Annotated in this window: 20 protein-coding genes and 1 other RNA gene; 12 read left to right on the forward strand and 9 right to left on the reverse strand. The window is 44.2% G+C overall.

The features are described from left to right. Positions 1-119 precede the first annotated feature (119 nt). Entirely contained in the window at positions 120-1,016 is an 897-nt protein-coding gene (locus tag OCW38_RS02345; protein WP_010435702.1) for a LysR family transcriptional regulator ArgP, read from the forward strand. Between the two features lie 110 nt (positions 1,017-1,126). Continuing rightward, positions 1,127-1,840, forward strand: a complete 714-nt coding sequence (locus OCW38_RS02350) for an oxidative stress defense protein (protein WP_016798247.1) — start codon at positions 1,127-1,129, stop codon at positions 1,838-1,840. A gap of 119 nt (positions 1,841-1,959) precedes the next feature. On the opposite strand, the gene serA is transcribed toward OCW38_RS02350, so the two are convergent. The 5 genes from serA to zapA form a co-directional block, all read right to left on the reverse strand. Further along, entirely contained in the window at positions 1,960-3,189 is a 1,230-nt protein-coding gene (gene serA, locus OCW38_RS02355; RefSeq protein ID WP_261894955.1) for a phosphoglycerate dehydrogenase, read from the reverse strand. A gap of 260 nt (positions 3,190-3,449) precedes the next feature. Beyond that, the gene (rpiA, locus tag OCW38_RS02360) at positions 3,450-4,106 is read right to left on the reverse strand and encodes a ribose-5-phosphate isomerase RpiA (RefSeq protein ID WP_009847664.1); all 657 of its coding nucleotides are present in this window, start codon (positions 4,104-4,106) and stop codon (positions 3,450-3,452) included. 102 nt (positions 4,107-4,208) lie between these two features. Further along, on the reverse strand, positions 4,209-4,808 hold the full coding sequence (locus OCW38_RS02365; RefSeq protein WP_065101142.1) for a 5-formyltetrahydrofolate cyclo-ligase: 600 nt from the start codon (positions 4,806-4,808) through the stop codon (positions 4,209-4,211). 6 nt (positions 4,809-4,814) lie between these two features. After that, positions 4,815-4,998: non-coding RNA, 6S RNA (ssrS, locus tag OCW38_RS02370), on the reverse strand. Positions 4,999-5,009: 11 nt separating this feature from the next. Then, entirely contained in the window at positions 5,010-5,318 is a 309-nt protein-coding gene (gene zapA, locus OCW38_RS02375; protein ID WP_004735366.1) for a cell division protein ZapA, read from the reverse strand. 309 nt (positions 5,319-5,627) lie between these two features. Between zapA and OCW38_RS02380 the strand changes: the two genes are divergently transcribed. The 3 genes from OCW38_RS02380 to OCW38_RS02390 are packed head-to-tail and all read left to right on the forward strand — an operon-like array spanning position 5,628 to position 8,642. After that, on the forward strand, positions 5,628-6,203 hold the full coding sequence (locus OCW38_RS02380) for a YecA/YgfB family protein (protein ID WP_010435718.1): 576 nt from the start codon (positions 5,628-5,630) through the stop codon (positions 6,201-6,203). A 24-nt stretch (positions 6,204-6,227) separates the two neighbouring features. Then, positions 6,228-7,406, forward strand: coding sequence for a 2-octaprenyl-6-methoxyphenyl hydroxylase (gene ubiH / locus OCW38_RS02385; protein WP_010435721.1), 1,179 nt, complete (start codon positions 6,228-6,230; stop codon positions 7,404-7,406). A gap of 12 nt (positions 7,407-7,418) precedes the next feature. After that, entirely contained in the window at positions 7,419-8,642 is a 1,224-nt protein-coding gene (locus tag OCW38_RS02390; protein ID WP_016788330.1) for an FAD-dependent 2-octaprenylphenol hydroxylase, read from the forward strand. A gap of 120 nt (positions 8,643-8,762) precedes the next feature. Here the strand turns inward: OCW38_RS02390 and OCW38_RS02395 are convergent, their stop codons facing one another. From OCW38_RS02395 to ygfZ, 3 genes are all read right to left on the reverse strand, one after another. Beyond that, entirely contained in the window at positions 8,763-8,969 is a 207-nt protein-coding gene (locus OCW38_RS02395; protein ID WP_010435728.1) for a DUF1107 domain-containing protein, read from the reverse strand. Positions 8,970-9,532: 563 nt separating this feature from the next. Then, a complete protein-coding gene (locus OCW38_RS02400) occupies positions 9,533-9,994 on the reverse strand; it encodes an aminoacyl-tRNA deacylase (protein WP_102370473.1) in 462 nt (153 codons plus the stop codon). Between the two features lie 4 nt (positions 9,995-9,998). After that, on the reverse strand, positions 9,999-10,970 hold the full coding sequence (gene ygfZ / locus OCW38_RS02405; protein WP_010435735.1) for a tRNA-modifying protein YgfZ: 972 nt from the start codon (positions 10,968-10,970) through the stop codon (positions 9,999-10,001). A gap of 167 nt (positions 10,971-11,137) precedes the next feature. Here ygfZ and OCW38_RS02410 point away from each other — a divergent pair, with 167 nt between their 5' ends. Further along, complete coding sequence (locus tag OCW38_RS02410) at positions 11,138-11,398, forward strand: FAD assembly factor SdhE (protein WP_004735374.1); 261 nt, start codon at positions 11,138-11,140, stop codon at positions 11,396-11,398. Next, positions 11,346-11,786 carry a protein YgfX gene (locus tag OCW38_RS22955; protein WP_315897535.1) on the forward strand — a complete coding sequence of 147 codons (441 nt, stop codon included), beginning with the start codon at positions 11,346-11,348 and terminating at the stop codon, positions 11,784-11,786. Before OCW38_RS02410 ends, OCW38_RS22955 begins: the two co-directional genes overlap by 53 nt. A gap of 82 nt (positions 11,787-11,868) precedes the next feature. On the opposite strand, the gene nadB is transcribed toward OCW38_RS22955, so the two are convergent. Then, entirely contained in the window at positions 11,869-13,485 is a 1,617-nt protein-coding gene (gene nadB / locus OCW38_RS02415; protein WP_010435737.1) for an L-aspartate oxidase, read from the reverse strand. Between the two features lie 389 nt (positions 13,486-13,874). Here nadB and rpoE point away from each other — a divergent pair, with 389 nt between their 5' ends. From rpoE to lepA, 5 genes are all read left to right on the forward strand, one after another. After that, positions 13,875-14,453 carry an RNA polymerase sigma factor RpoE gene (rpoE, locus tag OCW38_RS02420; protein ID WP_008223963.1) on the forward strand — a complete coding sequence of 193 codons (579 nt, stop codon included), beginning with the start codon at positions 13,875-13,877 and terminating at the stop codon, positions 14,451-14,453. A 26-nt stretch (positions 14,454-14,479) separates the two neighbouring features. After that, on the forward strand, positions 14,480-15,103 hold the full coding sequence (locus OCW38_RS02425; protein ID WP_010435744.1) for a sigma-E factor negative regulatory protein: 624 nt from the start codon (positions 14,480-14,482) through the stop codon (positions 15,101-15,103). Beyond that, complete coding sequence (rseB, locus tag OCW38_RS02430; protein WP_016790280.1) at positions 15,100-16,062, forward strand: sigma-E factor regulatory protein RseB; 963 nt, start codon at positions 15,100-15,102, stop codon at positions 16,060-16,062. The genes OCW38_RS02425 and rseB overlap by 4 nt, the downstream gene beginning before the upstream one ends. Continuing rightward, positions 16,059-16,529 (forward strand): SoxR reducing system RseC family protein, encoded by a 471-nt coding sequence (locus OCW38_RS02435; RefSeq protein ID WP_010435750.1) that lies wholly within the window; start codon positions 16,059-16,061, stop codon positions 16,527-16,529. The genes rseB and OCW38_RS02435 overlap by 4 nt, the downstream gene beginning before the upstream one ends. A 137-nt stretch (positions 16,530-16,666) precedes the next feature. Further along, on the forward strand, positions 16,667-18,460 hold the full coding sequence (gene lepA, locus OCW38_RS02440; RefSeq protein ID WP_010435753.1) for a translation elongation factor 4: 1,794 nt from the start codon (positions 16,667-16,669) through the stop codon (positions 18,458-18,460). Positions 18,461-18,526: the final 66 nt, after the last annotated feature.

Here is an 18,526-nt window from a genome sequence, read left to right on the forward strand (position 1 = left end):
TATTTATGTGCTATATGGCGAAGATACTCTGACCCTTTGAATAAGTATAATTAATGATTTTAATCTATTATTAGAGTTGCTAATGTAAAGGATGATTAGGTTAAAAAGGAAGCAAGTTGATGCGTGGGTTGGACTATAAGTGGATAGAAGCACTCGATGCTGTGGTAAAACAACGCAGTTTCGAAAGGGCCGCTGAGCAGTTATATATTTCTCAATCAGCGGTGTCACAGCGTATCAAGCAGCTCGAAAAGTGGATAGCACAGCCGGCTTTAGTGAGAGAAAATCCACCAAGGCCGACACCGGCAGGTAAAAAGCTTTTGGGTTTATATCGTCGAGTTCGCTTACTAGAGCATGAGCTTGTACCTGAGCTAATGAATGAAGAGGGTTCTCAACCATTATCGATCTCTATCGCAACCAACGCTGATAGCTTAGCAACTTGGTTGTTACCAGCATTATCGGATGTAATGACGTCGCGTCAGGTTGAATTGAATCTTGCGATTCATGGTGAATCGAGAACCATTGAGAAGATTAAAAGCGGTGAGGTTGCAGGGGCGATCAGTTTAGAGTCCCAAGCGATTCCGGGCTGCAGTGCAGACTATCTGGGTAGGATGGATTATGTGTGTGTATCTAGTCCGGATTTCCATGAACGCTATTTTTCTGAGGGTGTAAATTACGTAACGCTCAGTAAAGCTCCGGCTGTTTCTTATGATCAATACGATGATCTACATAAGAAGTTTTTGCATGATCATTTTAATGTGCCGAGAGACAGTGTGATAAACCATACGGTTGGCAGTTCAGAAGCATTTGTTCGCTTGGCGTTGTCGGGTGTCGCTTACTGCTTGATCCCTCGATTGCAAATTATTGAGGAGTTGGAATCTGGTGCTTTGATTGATATTACTCCCGGCTTCTTGTTGTCTTATCGAATCTATTGGCACCATTGGCAACTAGAGAGCGGGGTATTAAAAGAGATATCTCAAGCGATATTAAGCTATACCCACAATCACTTACCTCAGTAAGCTGTTGGTTTTTGCAGCGTCAAAGTTGTGTTAGAAGTCCTGCCGTGGGATTGGTTATGTGACAAATTGCTCTATGATAAAAGAACATTTGTTCAGCATAGGTCTACCTAATGAAGTTTGTACCAAAGATGTTAGCAACGTCTCTTACTCTTACTGCTGCGTTGAGTACTGTGAGTTTTCCATCATTGGCTAACTCACCATCTTTTCCGCATATCTCAACGACGGGCTACGGTGAAGTGATCGCAACACCAGATATGGCGACATTTTCCGTGAGAGTCGTAGAATCGACGATGACAGCTGAACAGGCTAAAAATACCGTTGATAAAGTGGTGACTGGTTTTCTTAACAAGCTGCATCAAGCTGGTGTAGATGAGGCGAGTGTGCACAGCTCGAACCTCTATTTATCGCCTCAGTACCATTACCCTAAAGATGGTAAGCCTGAATTGGTGGGCTATAGAGCTTCACGTAATGTGACAGTTCAAGTGAATGAGTTAGCAAATCTCAATGAGTATATGGATATTGCTATTGGGCAGGGCATTAACCAGATCGATAACATCCAGCTTCAAGTTCGTGACCAAGCTAAGTATCAAGAGCAAGCGCGTTTAGAAGCAATCAAAGATGCAAGATCAAAAGCCAAATCATTAGCGAGCGGTTTTGAACGAGAGTTAGGTGACGTTTGGCGCGTAGATTACAACGCACAATCTTCTCAGCCTGTATTGATGCGTTCAATGGCGATGGATGCAAGAACCGAGTCGAATTCTTATGAAGATTCGACGATCACCATTCGTGACCGAGTGAATGTGATCTACCAACTAGAAGAGTAGTGAGCGTACTTCAAAGAGTCGTTAGATCATCATGATCTATTTACCTACGGTAGACTAAATACTAAAAAGGCTCTCATTGTGAGAGCCTTTTTGTTGTTACTTAAGATCTAATTCGATGATTAGTGAAGTAAACGAGCGCGGATTGTGCCTTCAATTTCTTTCAACTTAAGCAGTGCTTCTTCTGAACGGTTTGCTTCTACATCAATAACCACATAACCCATATCTGCTGCAGTCTGTAAGTACTGACCTGCGATGTTAATCCCTTCTTCAGCGAAGATGGTATTAATTTGAGTTAGGATTCCTGGGTGGTTTTCGTGAATGTGAAGTAGGCGAGAAGTACCTGTATGCAGTGGCAATGATACCTCTGGGAAGTTAACGCTTGATAGTGTTGAACCGTTATCTGAGTATTTAGCCAACTTACCTGCAACTTCTACACCGATATTCTCTTGTGCTTCTTGTGTTGAACCACCTACATGAGGAGTAAGAATCACGTTATCGAATTGCATCAATGGCGACTCAAATGGGTCGGTATTGGTTTTTGGTTCTGTTGGGAATACATCAATTGCTGCACCTGAAAGGTGACCAGAATCTAGAGCACCACACAGAGCCGGAATATCGACTACAGTACCGCGTGCTGCATTGATAAAGATAGAGCCAGGCTTCATGCGCTCGAACTCTTCTTTACCCATCATGTTCTTCGTTTCATTGGTTTCAGGTACGTGTAAAGAGATCACGTCACACTTATTCAGCAATTCAGTCATGGTATGGACTTGAGTTGCGTTACCTAGAGATAGTTTGTTTTCAATATCGTAAAAGTAAACGCGCATGCCAAGGTTTTCCGCAATAATCCCCAGCTGAGTACCAATGTGGCCGTAACCAATAATACCGAGACGCTTACCACGAGCTTCGTTTGAGTTATCGGCACTCTTTTTCCAAATGCCGCGGTGAGCAAGTGCGTTCTTTTCAGGAATACCACGTAATAGTAGTAGAACCTGGCCAAGAACCAGCTCAGCCACGCTTCGAGTGTTTGAGAACGGAGCATTGAAAACAGGAATACCGCGTTTTGCTGCCGCTTGAAGATTGACTTGGTTAGTACCAATACAGAAACAACCGACTGCAACTAGCTTTTCAGCTGCATCAATCACTTCTTGGGAGATGTTTGTGCGAGAACGGATACCAATGAAATGAGCATCTTTAACTGCTTCAAGAAGTTCATCTTCAGGTAGCGAGCCTTTATGGTACTCAATATTTGTGTAACCAGCGGCTTGCAGTACTTCTACAGAAGAAGGGTGAAGACCTTCCAGAAGTAGAATTTTAATCTTTTCTTTTTCCAGTGAAACTTTGGCCATTGTTCTCGTCCTTAAAATGGAAAGGTTGGGCAAATGCGGCGCACGTGCTACAAAATGGCTGAAAGGGGAACAAATTCACCACTTTGTCAGGAGACAAACGTTTTCCCTGTGCGTCTTCTGAACAATAAAGTAACAAAAAAAAATGTTTTGGGTAAGAAAATTACGGAATAAGACATAATTTTACAGACAGAAAGCAAAAAAAACGGCGCCCTTGGGCACCGTATGTAATGAAGTAACAGAAAAACTCAATTTTCTATTATTTATTCTTCGATTTTTGCACCTTCAGGTGTGCCAGTGATTACCACATCAGCACCACGGTGAGCAAAAAGACCAACCGTCACCACACCTGCGATACCATTGATGATATCTTCCAGTTGTTTTGGATTTTCGATGGCCATGCCGTAAACATCTAAGATCACATTGCCGTTATCGGTTGTGCAGCCTTCGCGGTAAACTGGGTCACCACCAAGTTTTACTAGTTCACGTGCAACGTATGAACGTGCCATCGGGATAACTTCAACAGGCAGTGGGAATTTACCCAATACATCAACGGCTTTAGTACCGTCAACAATACAAATAAACTTATCAGAGATCGCCGCTACGATTTTTTCACGGGTCAGTGCAGCGCCGCCGCCTTTGATCATGTCACGTGAACCGTTAATCTCATCTGCGCCGTCGACATAGATGTCTAGTTTGAACACGTCGTTGCACTCAAAAACTTTGATTTCTAGTGCTTCTAATTTTTCAGTAGAGGCTACAGAGCTTGAAACCGCACCTTTGATTTTGTCTTTCATTGTGCCAAGTGCGTCGATGAAGTGATTTACTGTAGAGCCAGTACCTACGCCGACAATGCTGCCTTCTTCAACATATTGAAGTGCTGCCCAGCCAGCTGCTTTTTTCATTTCATCTTGAGTCATGCCATTCTCCTGAATAAGGTCTTGCGCTTTGAATTAATCGTTCGCGTATTGAAGTTAACGTTTATATATCGAGGTTAACGTTTGCGGCGCGATTATAGCGCTTTAATGGTTGTTTTCCCATTGCCAAGTTTTACTCGGAGTCACGATTTTAGGTAACGGAATGTCCCATTCTTCAATCGGTAGGGTATCAACATGCTGGCAATCATGAGCTAAACCAATGGGAGTTGCGCCTTCCCCTGTCTCGAACCACTTCGCCAAGGTGCGATCGTAATATCCGCCGCCCATACCTAGGCGATGGCCATGGGAGTCAAAGCCGACAAGGGGCGTAAGAATAAGGTCTAGTTGTTGGCACGGCTTAACGAGCAATTTATTGAGCTGAGGTTCGACAATACCGTATTTATTCAACACAGTGGGTGTGGTTGGCGAGTAGTGCAGGAACAGAAGATGTCCGGCAGAGAAGGGGTGTAATACTGGTAAATAAGTTTGCTTACCTTGCGCCCATAACCATTCGACTAAAGGCTGAGTATCGAGTTCGCCATCAATGGAGATATAGAGGGCAATATGTTGAGCTGACTGAATCTCATTGAGTTGAGAACATTGCTTTACTAAGTCGATGGCGGATTGAGTTTGTTGTTCGCCAGATAAGGCATTGCGTTTGATACGGATCTGTTTGCGAAATTCGCTGCGTGTGAGCGTCTTCATAAGAAGGGATACCCCAAAGTGCCGTTGAGAATAGATGGCCCTTGAACCAGCGAGTTCAAGGCGGATCAGCAATGATTACCGTAGGCTTCTCGGTCAGGCCGAGCATGCTCAATAGCACTCAAGTACTAACCCTTAGGGATTGCTTATCGGCTCGGGGACGTGAATCCTCTGACAAACACTCCAGGGTAAATTTTGTGTACGCTATTGCTGTCCGTGCTTAACTTTACTGAGAACATCTGAAAGTGATGTCGTGAGCTGTTCCATTCGCTCGGTCAGTGCGTTTTGTTCGTCATTTGCTTCAAACTTCTTGGTTTGTAATTCGTAGCAAATATTCAGAGCTGCAATCGTTAGCAGCTTCACTTCATTGGTTACCTTAGTACGTTCAGCCATCTCTTTCAATCGATTATCAAGATCGGCCGCCGCTGCAATCAATGACTCTTCTTGCCCTGGGGGACAATTCACTCGAGTCAGTTTTCCTAATATTTCAACGTCTACCGCTTGATTACTCATGATGGATGAACTCTTTAACGCGCTATTTTTAAGGCTGCTGCTCTTTATCATTTTTTTTAAAAGAAAAAGTGCAAGTACCGATGAGGAAGCAATCTCCTCTGAGGGAGAAACTATAGGTAAACCGCTATTAAGATTCAAGCTTTTCAGAGTGACTGTTTGTAAATGAGAGCTTGAGCACACAGTAATTCAGCAAATTGAACAATTGGTAGTCAGTCATCCTTCAATTGCTCAGGATCGATGCTTACCAGAATTGGGGTGAAGTGGTACGATTAAACTATCGATATAAAGAATAACTGAGCGAGCTATCTGATGAGCGAAACTACTTTACCTGACTACCTAACGGTTGCGACTGAACTTCAATCGGCAAGTCTAGCCGTAACCCCTGCTGAGATGCATGGTTTATTAACGGGTATGTTGAGCGGAGGCTTAAACCTAACAGATAAAAGCTGGCAACCACTTATCTTTGATTACACCAACGAAGGTATGGGATGGCCAGATCGTGCTTTGACATTAGCGGAAGCGACACTAAAAGTAACGACCAGTGAAATCACAGGTTCAGGTATGGAACTATCTATGTTGCTGCCTGATGAAGATGCAAGTGCAAGCTTGTTTGATTTGGCGGATGGCGTTTCTGACTGGATTAACCACTTTATTTCTGGTTTAGGTCTGGTTGGCGCTCAATTAAACAAAGCGTCTGACGGTACTAAAGAAGCATTAGCTGATCTTGAAGAGATGGCAAAGCTCGGTATCGACGAAGAAGATGATCTAGAAGAGCAAGCACAGTTGCTAGAGCATGTTATTGAGCACGTAAAAGCGTGTGCATTGACAATTCATGCTGAATTCGGTGCTCGCCCATCTGAAGATGTGGCTCCAACCATTCATTAATCCGTTTGTCGGTTTGAGGTTATGATGGCTCAGTATGATGTTGTAATTGCTGGTGGTGCAATGGCAGGGGCTACGTTAGCTCTTGCTCTGAACCAATTAAGTCAAGGTTCCTTGTCGATTGCGGTAGTGGAGCCTTATCAGGTTAACCATCAAGCTCATCCAGGGTTTGATTCTCGTTCGATTGCTTTGTCTTATGGCACGGTACAGATCCTCGATTCTTTGCACTTGTGGCAAGCTATTGCTCCGGTTGCGACTCCGATTAAAGATATTCACGTATCGGATCGAAGTCATGCCGGAATGACAGATATCTACAGTGAAGAGCTTGCGGTAGATGCACTTGGCTATGTGGTTGAATTGGCGGATGTGGGGCGAATCTATCAGCAAAAGCTTGAATCAGAAGCCACAATTACGATGCTTTGCCCTGAGTCTGTCAGTAACGTGGTACGTGATGAAGCACTAACTACCATTGAACTGACAAGTGGAAAGACAGTCACAACCAAATTATTGGTTGCTGCTGATGGTGCTATCTCAACCTGTTGCCAGCAACTGAATATACCATTGAGTGAACATGACTTTGAGCAAGTCGCTGTGATTGCTAATATTGTGGCGAGTGAACCCCATCAAGGTCGAGCATTTGAGCGTTTTACTCATCATGGGCCCGTCGCTCTATTACCGATGAATGACAACCGTTTGTCGCTGGTTTGGTGTTTGTCACCGGAACAAGCACATCAAGTTATGGCTTTAAACGATGACGAATTTCTTGAGCAGTTGCAGAATGACTTTGGTTGGCGACTTGGCCGATTAAAGAAGGTAGGCAAGCGTGCTAACTACCCATTGATTCTTCGCCACCGCCAACAAAATATTTCTCATCGATTCGCGATTATAGGTAATGCAGCTCAAACTCTTCACCCGATTGCCGGGCAAGGTTTTAACCTCGGTATTCGTGACGTCGCTTCATTAGCTGAAGAGCTGTGTTCTCAATTGGATGACGTGGGTCGTTATACCGGTCTTGTTAACTTTAGAAAGCGTAGAGAACAAGACAGAGATACCACGATAACGCTGACATCAAGCCTAGTCCACCTGTTTTCAAACGATTTTTTGACTGCTCGTATTGGGCGAAATCTTGGGTTAGCTGTCATCGATAACCTCCCACCTCTTAAAGGTCCACTTTTGCGTCATACGCTTGGCCTAGTAGAAAGATAAGGTAGAAAAATAATGATGCAAAGTGTTGATATCGCCATTGTTGGCGGTGGCATGGTTGGTTTAGCACTCGCTGCAGCACTGAAAGACAGTGACTTAAGAATTGCTGTTATTGAAGGCAAGGCACCTAGCGAAGGGCTTAGTGAATTACCTGATGTTCGAGTTTCGGCTCTGAGTCGTTCGAGCGAATTGATTCTTCGTAATTTAGGCGCATGGCAAGGCATTGAACAAAGGCGCGCTGCACCTTACCAAGCGATGGAAGTATGGGAACAAGACAGCTTTGCTCGCATTGAGTTTGACTCAACGCGCTTGGCTCAGCCTAATCTTGGCCACATTGTTGAAAACCGTGTGATCCAATTAGCTTTGCTTGAGCAGGTTAAGAAGCAAGACAACGTTAGCCTATACATGCCTGCAATCTGCAAAACGATGGCGATTGGTGAAAGCGAAGCATGGTTAACATTAGATAATGGACAAGCACTGACAGCCAAGTTGGTCGTTGGAGCGGACGGCGCAAATTCTTGGGTTCGTAAGCAGCAAGACATCCCTCTGACACATTGGGATTACGGCCACAGTGCGATTGTCGCGAATATCAAGACCACAGAGCCGCATCACAGCGTTGCTCGTCAGATATTCACACCACAAGGGCCTTTGGCATTCCTACCAATGCAGCCAAGCCATATGAGTTCGATTGTTTGGTCAACGGATCCTAATCGTGCAGAGAAGCTTGTATCAATGTCAGATGCTGATTTTAACAAGCAACTGACTGCTGAATTTGACTCAAAACTTGGCTTATGCGAAGTGGTTGGTGATCGTTTTGCCTTCCCTCTGCGCATGCGTTATGCACGTGACTTTGCTGTAGAGCGTGTTGCTTTGGTGGGTGATGCTGCTCATACGATTCACCCGTTAGCAGGGCAAGGCGTGAACCTTGGCCTATTAGACGCAGCAAGCTTAGCGCAAGAGCTATTAACGTTATGGGGTGCTGGTGAGGATATTGGTACCAAGCGCAATCTTCGTGGTTATGAGCGCTGGAGAAAAGCAGAGGCGGCGAAAATGATTGCTTCAATGCAGGGCTTTAAAGATCTGTTTGAAGGCGATAATCCAGCCAAGAAGTTGATTCGTGGCATCGGTATGAAGCTAGCGGGTCAACTGCCTGGCGCGAAAGATGAAATCATGAAGCGGGCACTTGGCTTATCAGGTAATCTTCCTGATTTAGCCAAACGTCCCGTATCGCAACGATAGTCGCGCACGACGAGTCATTGTTGATAGCAAATAGAAGATTTTAGTCATTGCATCACAAACACGAAAAAAGGGTTGGCATAATGCCAACCCTTTTTGTTTTTAATTCTTTAGGTAATCAGATCATGCGTATGCGCAGCGCAGTTTCATAATTTCACTATTTATCTCTTTCACAGTTTGAAAGTGACGTTTTTCTGCTCGATCTGGCAGCACTAGTTTACCGTTATCAAACTCAAATTTTCCTACGCCGTAAATGTAGATTCGTCCTTTGAAAAGTCGACTTACATGTTTAGCAATCATACCCGGTGTATAGCGCTTAAACAGTCTCATTCTAAATTATCCTTATATTTACCTAGCCTGCATATTATAGAAAAACTCCGAGATAATAAGTGTGACAAGTATGGAGTTATATGCAGTAGAGTTAACGTGAATTAGATATTTGTGCTGCTCTAAGCACTTTCTTCAGTAAATATCTATTTTTACGTGAGCTCCTCCCCAAAATAATACTGAGTAGTGAACTGCTGTGAACTTTCCTGTCCGGTATTAAGCAGTGGTAATGTTACAAGTATAAGAATAGGCGGGATTTTTTTGTTTGTGTAATCAAATTGTAAATTTTAAGTATAAAAAAAGCCCGTCTAAAACGGGCGAATAGTCACAGATGCATTACACAAAAGTGGATACTGATGTTACTCAGTGGATTCACTTGTACTGATTTGCCTTAAGGCGAGTCAGTAAACCCACAATAACGCAAATTCACCTCTGTGACTACTTATGCTTTTATTTTGATTAAATATTTACTACTACAGTGCTCTTCTTATGACAAACTTCACACTAAAAATGTACTCAATGCAAAGTTGTAGTTAAGTTTGAGAGCGAAGGCGCGATCGAAAAGATCATCGACTGATGTCTGCAACGGTTGGTGCACAAAGTGCCATTAGATCATTGGGATTCAGCGCAACTCCAGCCATTCGGTCACCGGAGCTAATAGTAACGGTCGAGTTTTTTTGAATGGAAGGATCAAAAATGATCGGCATGTGTCTCTTCAGAGCAATCGGCCCGACACATCCAGCTTTAAAGCCGGTGATGGCTTCAACATCTTTCAGTGATACGCAGGTCATTCGACGGCAATTCAGTACCGAGCGTACTTTCTTCGGGTCGATAGAGCGATCACCAGCAATACAAGCTAACGCATACTGGTTTCCCATATCCTTGAGCAGGATGCACTTGACCATTTGAGAGGCATCGATGCTTCGTTCTTGCGCTGTCTCTTCAATGCTGGTGGTTGGTTTGCTTTGCATCAGCAGGCGATAGTCCACCTGCTGTTGATCTAACCATTGTGTTATCAGTGTTTCCACGTGGTCACTCTTCGTCAAGGCTGTAAGGCAGTGGCAGAATGTTCCACACTTGGTCAGGTTGTGCTGTCAATCGAAGCTGAACATCGTCATCAAGGTTGTTTGGTAGCACCATCAAACCAATCGCGTAGTTATCAGCAAATTGATACACGTTTAATAGTCGACCTGCACCACGCCAGTTTTCACCCACACTGCGTTCTAGTTCAATCGTATTCTCAAGAGACAGTACATCTGAAGTCGTTCCTGAAACAATACGCATTTCACGCTTGTTCATGCCACGATACTTAGCACGAGCAACCGTTTCTTGACCTGTGTAGCAGCCTTTTGAAAAGCTGATACCGCCAATCGCTTGCAGGTTAAGTGCTTGAGGAATGTGTTCGTTTTGCTCTGCTTTCGATAGGTTAGGCTGAGCATCAAGAATTTCATGATACTGCCATAGCGCTTCTGATACTTTCTCCGCAGCGCTGTTTGATACCAAGGCTTCAGCGGCTTCTTCTGTAACAAGTAGAGCCCAGCGGTTATCTGATACTAGAACAGCCGTACCACCAGAGATAGCACGTACATTACCTTGGCTTTCTGAAATGGAATCAATGTATTGATTAGCAGACGCACCCATCACACCGATAACAACGTCAGACGTTTGCTCGATATCGACCTTAGAGAACACCGCGTACTTTTTGATTTCAACGAGCTCTACTTCAATCGCAGATTTAGGCTGCATGAGTGCGTAGCCACCGTTGTGGTGGAACAAACGAAAGATACTCCATACCTTCCCTTTCGCATCACAATGTGCACCTAATGTAGATTCATCATTAGGAAGAGTGACGACATCGCATGTAACTTGACCTTGTAGGTATGATTTTTTGTCATCGCCTATCATGGTAATTGCGCTCCAATCCGACACGTGTGTCATCATCAGTTCTGGAAGCGATTCATTTTGCGTATGAGCGAGCGGCTGAAATGTGTTTTTCCAATCCATTTTATCTTTCCTAAGAATTTTATTTGGCTCTATGTTAATCCGGTTCTGTTTCTTTGTCAGCCTAGGTTTTTTTGTGAGCTTAGATAGGGACTGTGACTCACATAGTAGTTGCAGAGCGTATGACTTGTTACACTCCGAGAAAGAAAAATTATAGGTGAGGATAGCCAATGTACACTGCAGAGCAGAAAGCACGAATTAAATGGGGTTGCCGTCGTGGCATGTTAGAACTTGATGTTGTCATCATGCCATTTTTTGAAGAGTGTTTTGATTCATTGCAAGAGCAGGAACAGCGTGAGTTTGTTTCTCTACTTGAGTGTGATGACCCAGATTTGTTTACTTGGGTGATGGGACACGGACGCAGTGAAAACCTAGGCCATGCATCAATGGTTGATAAAATTGTCGCACACAACCTCAGCAAGGTTCGTTAAGCTTCAGCTTAACCCTTCGTATTTCGCATTATTTGCAAAAGGCACTATTTTTGGGTGCCTTTTGTTTTTCATTGTCCTATCTTCTATTCCGCTCGTTGTCGCTCTCTATTGTTTATCTCTAATTTTCAGCTTGTTTAGATCCGATCATGTGATCCTTAATACCGCACATGGATACTTTGATTACAAAGAAGATGGTGAGATTCGCCTGAATGATCAATCCTACAAATTAAAGTCAGTCGATAAGACCTGGGCACAGTTTTTCGTTAAGTTAAAATTCGAATGTGGGCACTCGGTACTGCTTTGGCGTGATAGCTGTTGCGAACGTGAATATCGCCATTTTCTGACGAACTTACAACGACCGCATGAGGTTAATGAGAACACTCGATAAAAAGAAAAAGGAGCACTAGGCTCCTTTTCGTTTGATTGCGTTTAGTTAAATAATTGATTCACTAGTCGCTTTTAAATAATGATTATGACTGGTTTTTCTCTGGCGTCAGAATCGTTGGGCCACTGTCTTTTGCAAGCTCAGGGTAATCCAATGTGTAGTGTAAACCGCGACTCTCTTTACGCTGCATCGCACAACGCACCATCAGTTCAGCAACTTGTAATAAGTTACGCAGCTCTAGCAGGTTATTTGAAACCTTAAAGTAGCTGTAGTACTCATGAGTTTCTTGTTGCAACATTTGGATACGACGTAAAGCTCGCTCTAGTCGTTTATCGGTTCGAACAATGCCCATGTAATCCCACATGAACAGGCGTAGTTCGTGCCAGTTATGTTGAATGATAACTTCTTCATCACTGTTGGTGACTTGGCTTTCATCCCATGCTGGCAGTTCAGCACAAAGCTGAGACTGATCGATGTTTTCAACGATGTCTTTGGCTGCAGCCCAGGCGTAAACCACACATTCAAGCAGTGAGTTAGAAGCCATACGGTTCGCACCGTGTAGGCCGGTATAGCTCACTTCACCAATAGCATATAGATTGGTTAGGTCAGTTTGACCTTGCTTATTGACCATGACACCACCACAAGTGTAGTGCGCTGCAGGCACTATCGGGATAGGCTCTTTGGTCATGTCGATACCAAGGTCCATCAAGCGAGTGTGGATCATTGGGAAGTGCGTTGTGATGAAATCTTCAGGCTTGTGGCTGATATCGACATACATGCAGTCAGCACCTAGGCGCTTCATTTCGAAGTCAATCGCACGAGCGACTACATCGCGAGGCGCCAGTTCACCGCGCTCATCGAAGTCCTTCATGAAACGAGAACCATCTGGGCGACGCAAGTAAGCGCCTTCACCACGCAGTGCTTCCGTTAGCAAGAAGTTACGTGCTTCTGGGTGGAACAAGCAAGTTGGGTGGAATTGGTTGAATTCAAGGTTTGCTACTCGACAACCCGCGCGCCAAGCGATAGCAATACCATCACCTGAAGAAACATCTGGGTTAGACGTGTATTGATAAACCTTTGAAGCGCCGCCAGTTGCTAGTACAACAAATTTAGCGCGCACGGTTTCCACGTGTTCTTGGTTACGGTTCCAGATGTAGGCACCGATAACCTTGTCTTTTGAACCACCAACTTTATCTTCAGTGATCAAATCAAGTGCATTGTGGCGCTCGAAGATCTCGATGTTTGGGTGATTATTGACGTTATCTTGTAGTGAGGTTTGCATCGCCATGCCAGTGGCATCGGCCGCATGCAGAATTCTTCGGTGGCTGTGACCACCTTCACGAGTGAGGTGGTATTTCGGTTGACCTTCGGTACTGTTCTCATCTTTATCAAATGGAACGCCGCCATCAATCAGCCACTGAACACACTCTTTTGCATTTTCAGCAATGAATTGAACGGTATCTTCTTCACATAACCCAGCCCCAGCAATTTGAGTATCTTCTACGTGAGACTCAATACTGTCCGACTCATCGAACACCGCGGCGATACCACCCTGTGCGTAATACGTCGATCCTTCGCTGCGTGGTCCTTTGCTCAATACAATTACTTTTGCATGTTCAGCTACACGTAAGGCTAATGACAAGCCTGCCGCACCACTTCCTACCACTAATACATCACACTGATGTTCACGGTTTGCGTTCATAACACTTATTCAATCCCGGGCTATAGTCGAGCTGTCCACTCTCAATTGACTTTGTCTTGTTCTAGGAGATGCGCTAAGACTGTTATAATCTTCCTTGAGCCATCCTAAAACGCTATGCAAAATCAAGATATAGACAGCTATCTAGAAATATTTAATTGCTCAATACCATTGCTTTTGCTCAAGTTTCCCCAAATTTATAGGGATAGCTGTTTTTATTACATCACATTGTGAAACAATAATGGCAAATAATTTTAAGAAAGTTGGAACTTTCGGTATTTGGCTCAGTCACAATAGTGCTCTTGTAGACGGTGGTGTCAATACTACATTTCGCATAATTAGTACCCATATCTGTGAAGGTAAGGGTTATAACAATAGGAGTACCCGCTCGAATGAACGAGCAGCTAACCGATCAAGTGTTGATTGAGCGAGTTCAGAGTGGAGATAAGCAGGCATTTAACTTACTAGTGGTTAAGTATCAAAACAAAGTTTGTAATCTTATCTCTCGATACGTGAATAATTCCGGTGATGTACCTGATGTAGCACAAGAAGCTTTTATTAAAGCTTACCGCGCGATACCTAACTTTCGTGGCGAGAGTGCCTTCTATACATGGCTGTACCGAATTGCCGTGAACACCGCTAAAAATCATATTGTTGCCCAAAGCCGTAGGCCGCCAGCAACAGATGTAGATGCAGAAGATGCAGAATATTACGAAACAGGCAGCGCTTTAAAAGAAATATCGAACCCTGAGAACTTAACGCTGTCAAAAGAATTGAAACAAGTCGTTTTTGGAGCGATTGAAGCGTTACCAGAAGACTTAAAAACTGCAATGACGTTACGTGAGCTTGAAGGTTTGAGCTACGAAGAGATTGCAGAAGTAATGGATTGCCCTGTAGGAACCGTACGTTCGCGTATTTTCCGAGCTCGTGAAGCGGTGGAAAAGAAAATTAAGCCTCTTTTGCAACGCTAGAACTTGTAATAATTATGGTGAAAATAATGGCTGATAAAGAAAAGCTTTCGGCACTCATGGATGGTGAAACGATCGATAAAGCTCTCATAGTAGACCTAGAATCTGATCAAGAAAGCATGGATACCTGGCAGAGTTACCATTTAATTGGTGATGTTATGCGTGGGGATGCGCCAGAAACTCCAGAGTGGAACATTGCTAACAGTGTTGCGGCAGCGCTTGATAACGAGCCTGCTCATGGTTCAATGTCGAATCTGCACCAAGTGAATTTAGAACCGGCTGTTACTCCAATTGAAGAGCAGCCCAAACCTCAGCAAGCGAAGCGTCAGCTTCCTGCGTGGTTACAACAGTTTGGACAAGTTGCCGTGGCAGCGTGTGTTTCTCTGGCCGTTGTTCTAGGTGTTCAGCAATATGGTGGTAGCGATCCAGCAGCACCAGAACAGTTGCCTGTGCTACAAACGATTCCATTTGCGGGCTCTGCTGAACCAGTAAGCTTGACTCGTGACTCTGTTGAAAAGCCTGCATCTGAAGCTAACTTGCAAGAGCAGCGTAAACGCGTTCATGCAATGCTAGAAGATTATGAGCTACAACTAAGATTAAACAGTGATGCATCGCCAATGCAAGATGCACATCTAGAATCGGACATTGAATGAAGAAAATCCTGGTCAGTGCACTGACACTGTTCAGCTTGATGTCTCCAACAGCCTTTGCAGAGGAAACTACTGCAAAGGCATTGTTACATCAAATGAACGAGGCCAGTCAGCATCTAAATTACGAACTCTCCTACATATTGATAAAGAAGAGCAGTATCGAACCTCTGGTTTATCGACATGCAGTTAAAGACGACCAACAACTTGCACACCTTGTTTATCTGAGTGGCCCTGTTCGTGAAGTCATTCGACGTGGCAATGAAGTTAGCTATATCGAACCGGGAACAGAGCCTTTTACTATTCAGTCTGGCAGTATGGTTGCACCTGTTATTCCAATGATTAATCGAGATATCGAATCTCTTAATCAGTTCTACGACTTTGTAAAAGTTGGACGTTCTCGTGAGGCGGGCAGCACCACTCAAGTCCTACGTGTCGTGCCGAAAGACGGCCTTCGTTACTCTTACGTGGTTTGGGTTGATGAAAAAACGAGCCTTCCATTGCGTGCAGACCTTCTTGACCGTGATGGCGAAGTGCTTGAACAGTACCGCACCATCTCTTTCGTGGTGAGTGACAAGATTGCCGAGGCTATGGGAGGCTTGAATCAAGCTCAGTTACCTAAGGTTCTATCACTGCCAGAAGGTCTTGTGAGCGAAACTAACTGGCAAGCTGCCTGGATTCCGGAAGGGTTTAAGTCAAAAGAGCTTAGTCGTTATCAAATGGCAGCGACCGATAAAATGGTCGAAAGTCAGCTGTTTAGTGATGGGTTGTTTAGCTTTTCTGTGTATATCGCCGATAAAGATGAGCATTCATTGAAAGGGCAATTGGTACGCCAAGGGCGCAGAACCTTACACAGCTTAGTGATTGGCGATAAAGAAATCTCTGTCGTTGGTGATATTCCGCCAGCAACCGCCAAACGTGTAGCTCAATCTGTGACGTTCAACAAACAGGTGTCAACGCAATGATGACCGCGTTAGCGACCGTTAGCTCGGTCGAACGAACAGGTAAGCAATATTTTGTTCAGCTGAGCTGTGAACAACAAACTAGTTGTAGCAGTTGCTCTTCTCAAAAAAGCTGCGGCACGGGTATTGTGACTAAGGCTGTTGGCAATAAATCTTTGTTTTGGCAGCTTAAAACCAAAAGTTTAGTCAAAGCAGGACAAATTGTAGAAATTGGCTTTCCAGAAAAAAGCCTACTTCAGTCGGCTGCGATCGTTTATCTCATCCCACTTTTCATGTTGATGATTGGTGCTGGTTTTGGACAACTCTTGTTACAACCCTTGCTCCAAGGGGGCGAGGGGATAGTCATACTCAGTGCAGCGCTGTTTACTGCTGGTGGGATTGCCTTAGCGAAGCGGTTGGCCAAACCTATGGAAGACAAATCCAAGCAAGAAGTCGTATTGATTCGAATTCTAGGTGAGTCTCTCGTCTAATTTATGATGCTTCTTGCCCTTAAATTGGGTAGAATCTGCCAACTTGATTGAAATGCCGCCACCAATGCTGAATCTAGATTGGACGTGTCGCGGCTTTCTTATTATCCCTATTCAAAGAGTTTAGTCACACCAAGCCTATGAAGCACATTCGTAATTTTTCGATTATCGCCCACATCGACCACGGTAAGTCGACCCTTTCTGACCGCTTAATCCAAGTTTGTGGAGGATTAAGTGAACGTGAGATGGCAGCTCAAGTCCTCGATTCTATGGATATAGAACGCGAGCGTGGTATTACAATTAAAGCGCAGAGTGTGACTTTAGATTATAAAGCTAAAGATGGTGAAACTTACCAACTTAACTTTATCGACACTCCTGGACACGTAGACTTTTCTTACGAAGTATCTCGTTCTCTAGCAGCTTGTGAAGGCGCACTTCTTGTAGTGGATGCTGGCCAAGGTGTTGAAGCTCAGACTCTAGCTAACTGTTACACCGCGATTGAAATGGAACTGGAAGTAGTGCCAATCTTGAATAAGATTGACTTACCTGCAGCTGAACCAGAACGTGTTGCAGAAGAAATCGAAGAGATCGTTGGTATCGATGCGATGGAAGCGACTCGCTGTTCTGCGAAAACAGGTTTGGGTGTCGACGACGTTTTAGAGAACATCGTGACGGCAATCCCGCCACCGGAAGGTGATCCTGAAGCGCCGTTACAAGCACTGATCATTGACTCTTGGTTCGATAACTACCTTGGTGTTGTTTCTTTGGTTCGTATTAAAAACGGTAAACTGAAGAAGAACGACAAGATTAAAGTTATGTCGACAGACCAAGTTTGGGGTGTTGATCGTCTAGGTATCTTTACTCCTAAGCAAATCGACACCACTGAGCTAAATACTGGCGAAGTAGGTTGGGTTGTTTGTGGTATTAAAGACATCCTAGGTGCACCGGTTGGTGATACGTTGACGCTTGCTAAAGGCGGCAGCACTGAACGTCTACCTGGTTTCCAAAAAGTGAAACCTCAGGTATATGCAGGCCTATTCCCTGTATCATCTGATGACTACGAGAACTTCCGTGACGCGCTAGGCAAATTAAGCCTGAACGATGCATCGTTGTTCTACGAACCAGAAAGTTCAGCAGCACTTGGTTTTGGTTTCCGTTGTGGCTTCTTAGGAATGCTTCACATGGAGATCATTCAAGAGCGTTTAGAGCGTGAATACGACCTAGACCTAATTACGACTGCACCAACAGTAGTATATGAAGTTGTAAAAACAGATAAAACGGTTCTGTACGTTGATAGCCCGGCTAAACTGCCAGCAGTTAATGACCTAGAAGAAATTCGCGAACCAATTGCACGCTGTAATATTCTGGTACCTTCTGATTACCTAGGTAACGTAATTACACTGTGTGTTGAGAAGCGTGGCGTACAAGTCGACATGGTTTACCACGGTAACCAAGTTGCTGTGACGTATGATCTTCCTATGGCAGAAGTCGTTCTAGACTTCTTCGACCGTCTGAAGTCAACGTCTCGCGGTTACGCATCATTGGATTACAACTTCCAACGCTACGAGCCATCAAACATGGTACGTGTCGACGTATTGCTGAATGGCGAAACCGTTGATGCATTAGCGATCATTACGCATAAAGATATTGCCCAGTCTCGTGGTCGTCTACTGGTAGAGAAGATGAAAGAATTCATCCCTCGTCAGATGTTCGATATCGCGATTCAAGCAGCGATTGGTAACCACATCATTGCTCGTTCTACAGTGAAACAACTGCGTAAGAACGTAATCGCAAAATGTTATGGTGGTGATATCAGTCGTAAGAAGAAACTTCTTAAGAAACAAAAAGAAGGTAAGAAGCGTATGAAGCAGATCGGTAACGTTGAACTGCCTCAAGAAGCTTTCCTTGCAATCCTTCATGTTGGAAAAGACTAACTTTATCCAGCATTAAACGAATAATTGAAAGTGAAAGAGTAGCTCGCTACTCTTTCACTTTCGTTA

The organism is Vibrio cyclitrophicus, from assembly GCF_024347435.1.
GTDB lineage: Bacteria > Pseudomonadota > Gammaproteobacteria > Enterobacterales > Vibrionaceae > Vibrio > Vibrio cyclitrophicus.

Bases quoted from the DNA above. Each gene is read 5' to 3' on its own strand.
- OCW38_RS02345 (WP_010435702.1), top strand. From the start codon at position 120: ATGCGTGGGTTGGACTATAAGTGGATAGAAGCACTCGATGCTGTGGTA.
- OCW38_RS02350 (WP_016798247.1), top strand. From the start codon at position 1,127: ATGAAGTTTGTACCAAAGATGTTAGCAACGTCTCTTACTCTTACTGCT.
- serA (WP_261894955.1), bottom strand. From the start codon at position 3,189: ATGGCCAAAGTTTCACTGGAAAAAGAAAAGATTAAAATTCTACTTCTG.
- rpiA (WP_009847664.1), bottom strand. From the start codon at position 4,106: ATGACTCAAGATGAAATGAAAAAAGCAGCTGGCTGGGCAGCACTTCAA.
- OCW38_RS02365 (WP_065101142.1), bottom strand. From the start codon at position 4,808: ATGAAGACGCTCACACGCAGCGAATTTCGCAAACAGATCCGTATCAAA.
- zapA (WP_004735366.1), bottom strand. From the start codon at position 5,318: ATGAGTAATCAAGCGGTAGACGTTGAAATATTAGGAAAACTGACTCGA.
- OCW38_RS02380 (WP_010435718.1), top strand. From the start codon at position 5,628: ATGAGCGAAACTACTTTACCTGACTACCTAACGGTTGCGACTGAACTT.
- ubiH (WP_010435721.1), top strand. From the start codon at position 6,228: ATGGCTCAGTATGATGTTGTAATTGCTGGTGGTGCAATGGCAGGGGCT.
- OCW38_RS02390 (WP_016788330.1), top strand. From the start codon at position 7,419: ATGATGCAAAGTGTTGATATCGCCATTGTTGGCGGTGGCATGGTTGGT.
- OCW38_RS02395 (WP_010435728.1), bottom strand. From the start codon at position 8,969: ATGAGACTGTTTAAGCGCTATACACCGGGTATGATTGCTAAACATGTA.
- ygfZ (WP_010435735.1), bottom strand. From the start codon at position 10,970: ATGGATTGGAAAAACACATTTCAGCCGCTCGCTCATACGCAAAATGAA.
- OCW38_RS02410 (WP_004735374.1), top strand. From the start codon at position 11,138: ATGTACACTGCAGAGCAGAAAGCACGAATTAAATGGGGTTGCCGTCGT.
- OCW38_RS22955 (WP_315897535.1), top strand. From the start codon at position 11,346: ATGCATCAATGGTTGATAAAATTGTCGCACACAACCTCAGCAAGGTTC.
- nadB (WP_010435737.1), bottom strand. From the start codon at position 13,485: ATGAACGCAAACCGTGAACATCAGTGTGATGTATTAGTGGTAGGAAGT.
- rpoE (WP_008223963.1), top strand. From the start codon at position 13,875: ATGAACGAGCAGCTAACCGATCAAGTGTTGATTGAGCGAGTTCAGAGT.
- OCW38_RS02425 (WP_010435744.1), top strand. From the start codon at position 14,480: ATGGCTGATAAAGAAAAGCTTTCGGCACTCATGGATGGTGAAACGATC.
- rseB (WP_016790280.1), top strand. From the start codon at position 15,100: ATGAAGAAAATCCTGGTCAGTGCACTGACACTGTTCAGCTTGATGTCT.
- OCW38_RS02435 (WP_010435750.1), top strand. From the start codon at position 16,059: ATGATGACCGCGTTAGCGACCGTTAGCTCGGTCGAACGAACAGGTAAG.
- lepA (WP_010435753.1), top strand. From the start codon at position 16,667: ATGAAGCACATTCGTAATTTTTCGATTATCGCCCACATCGACCACGGT.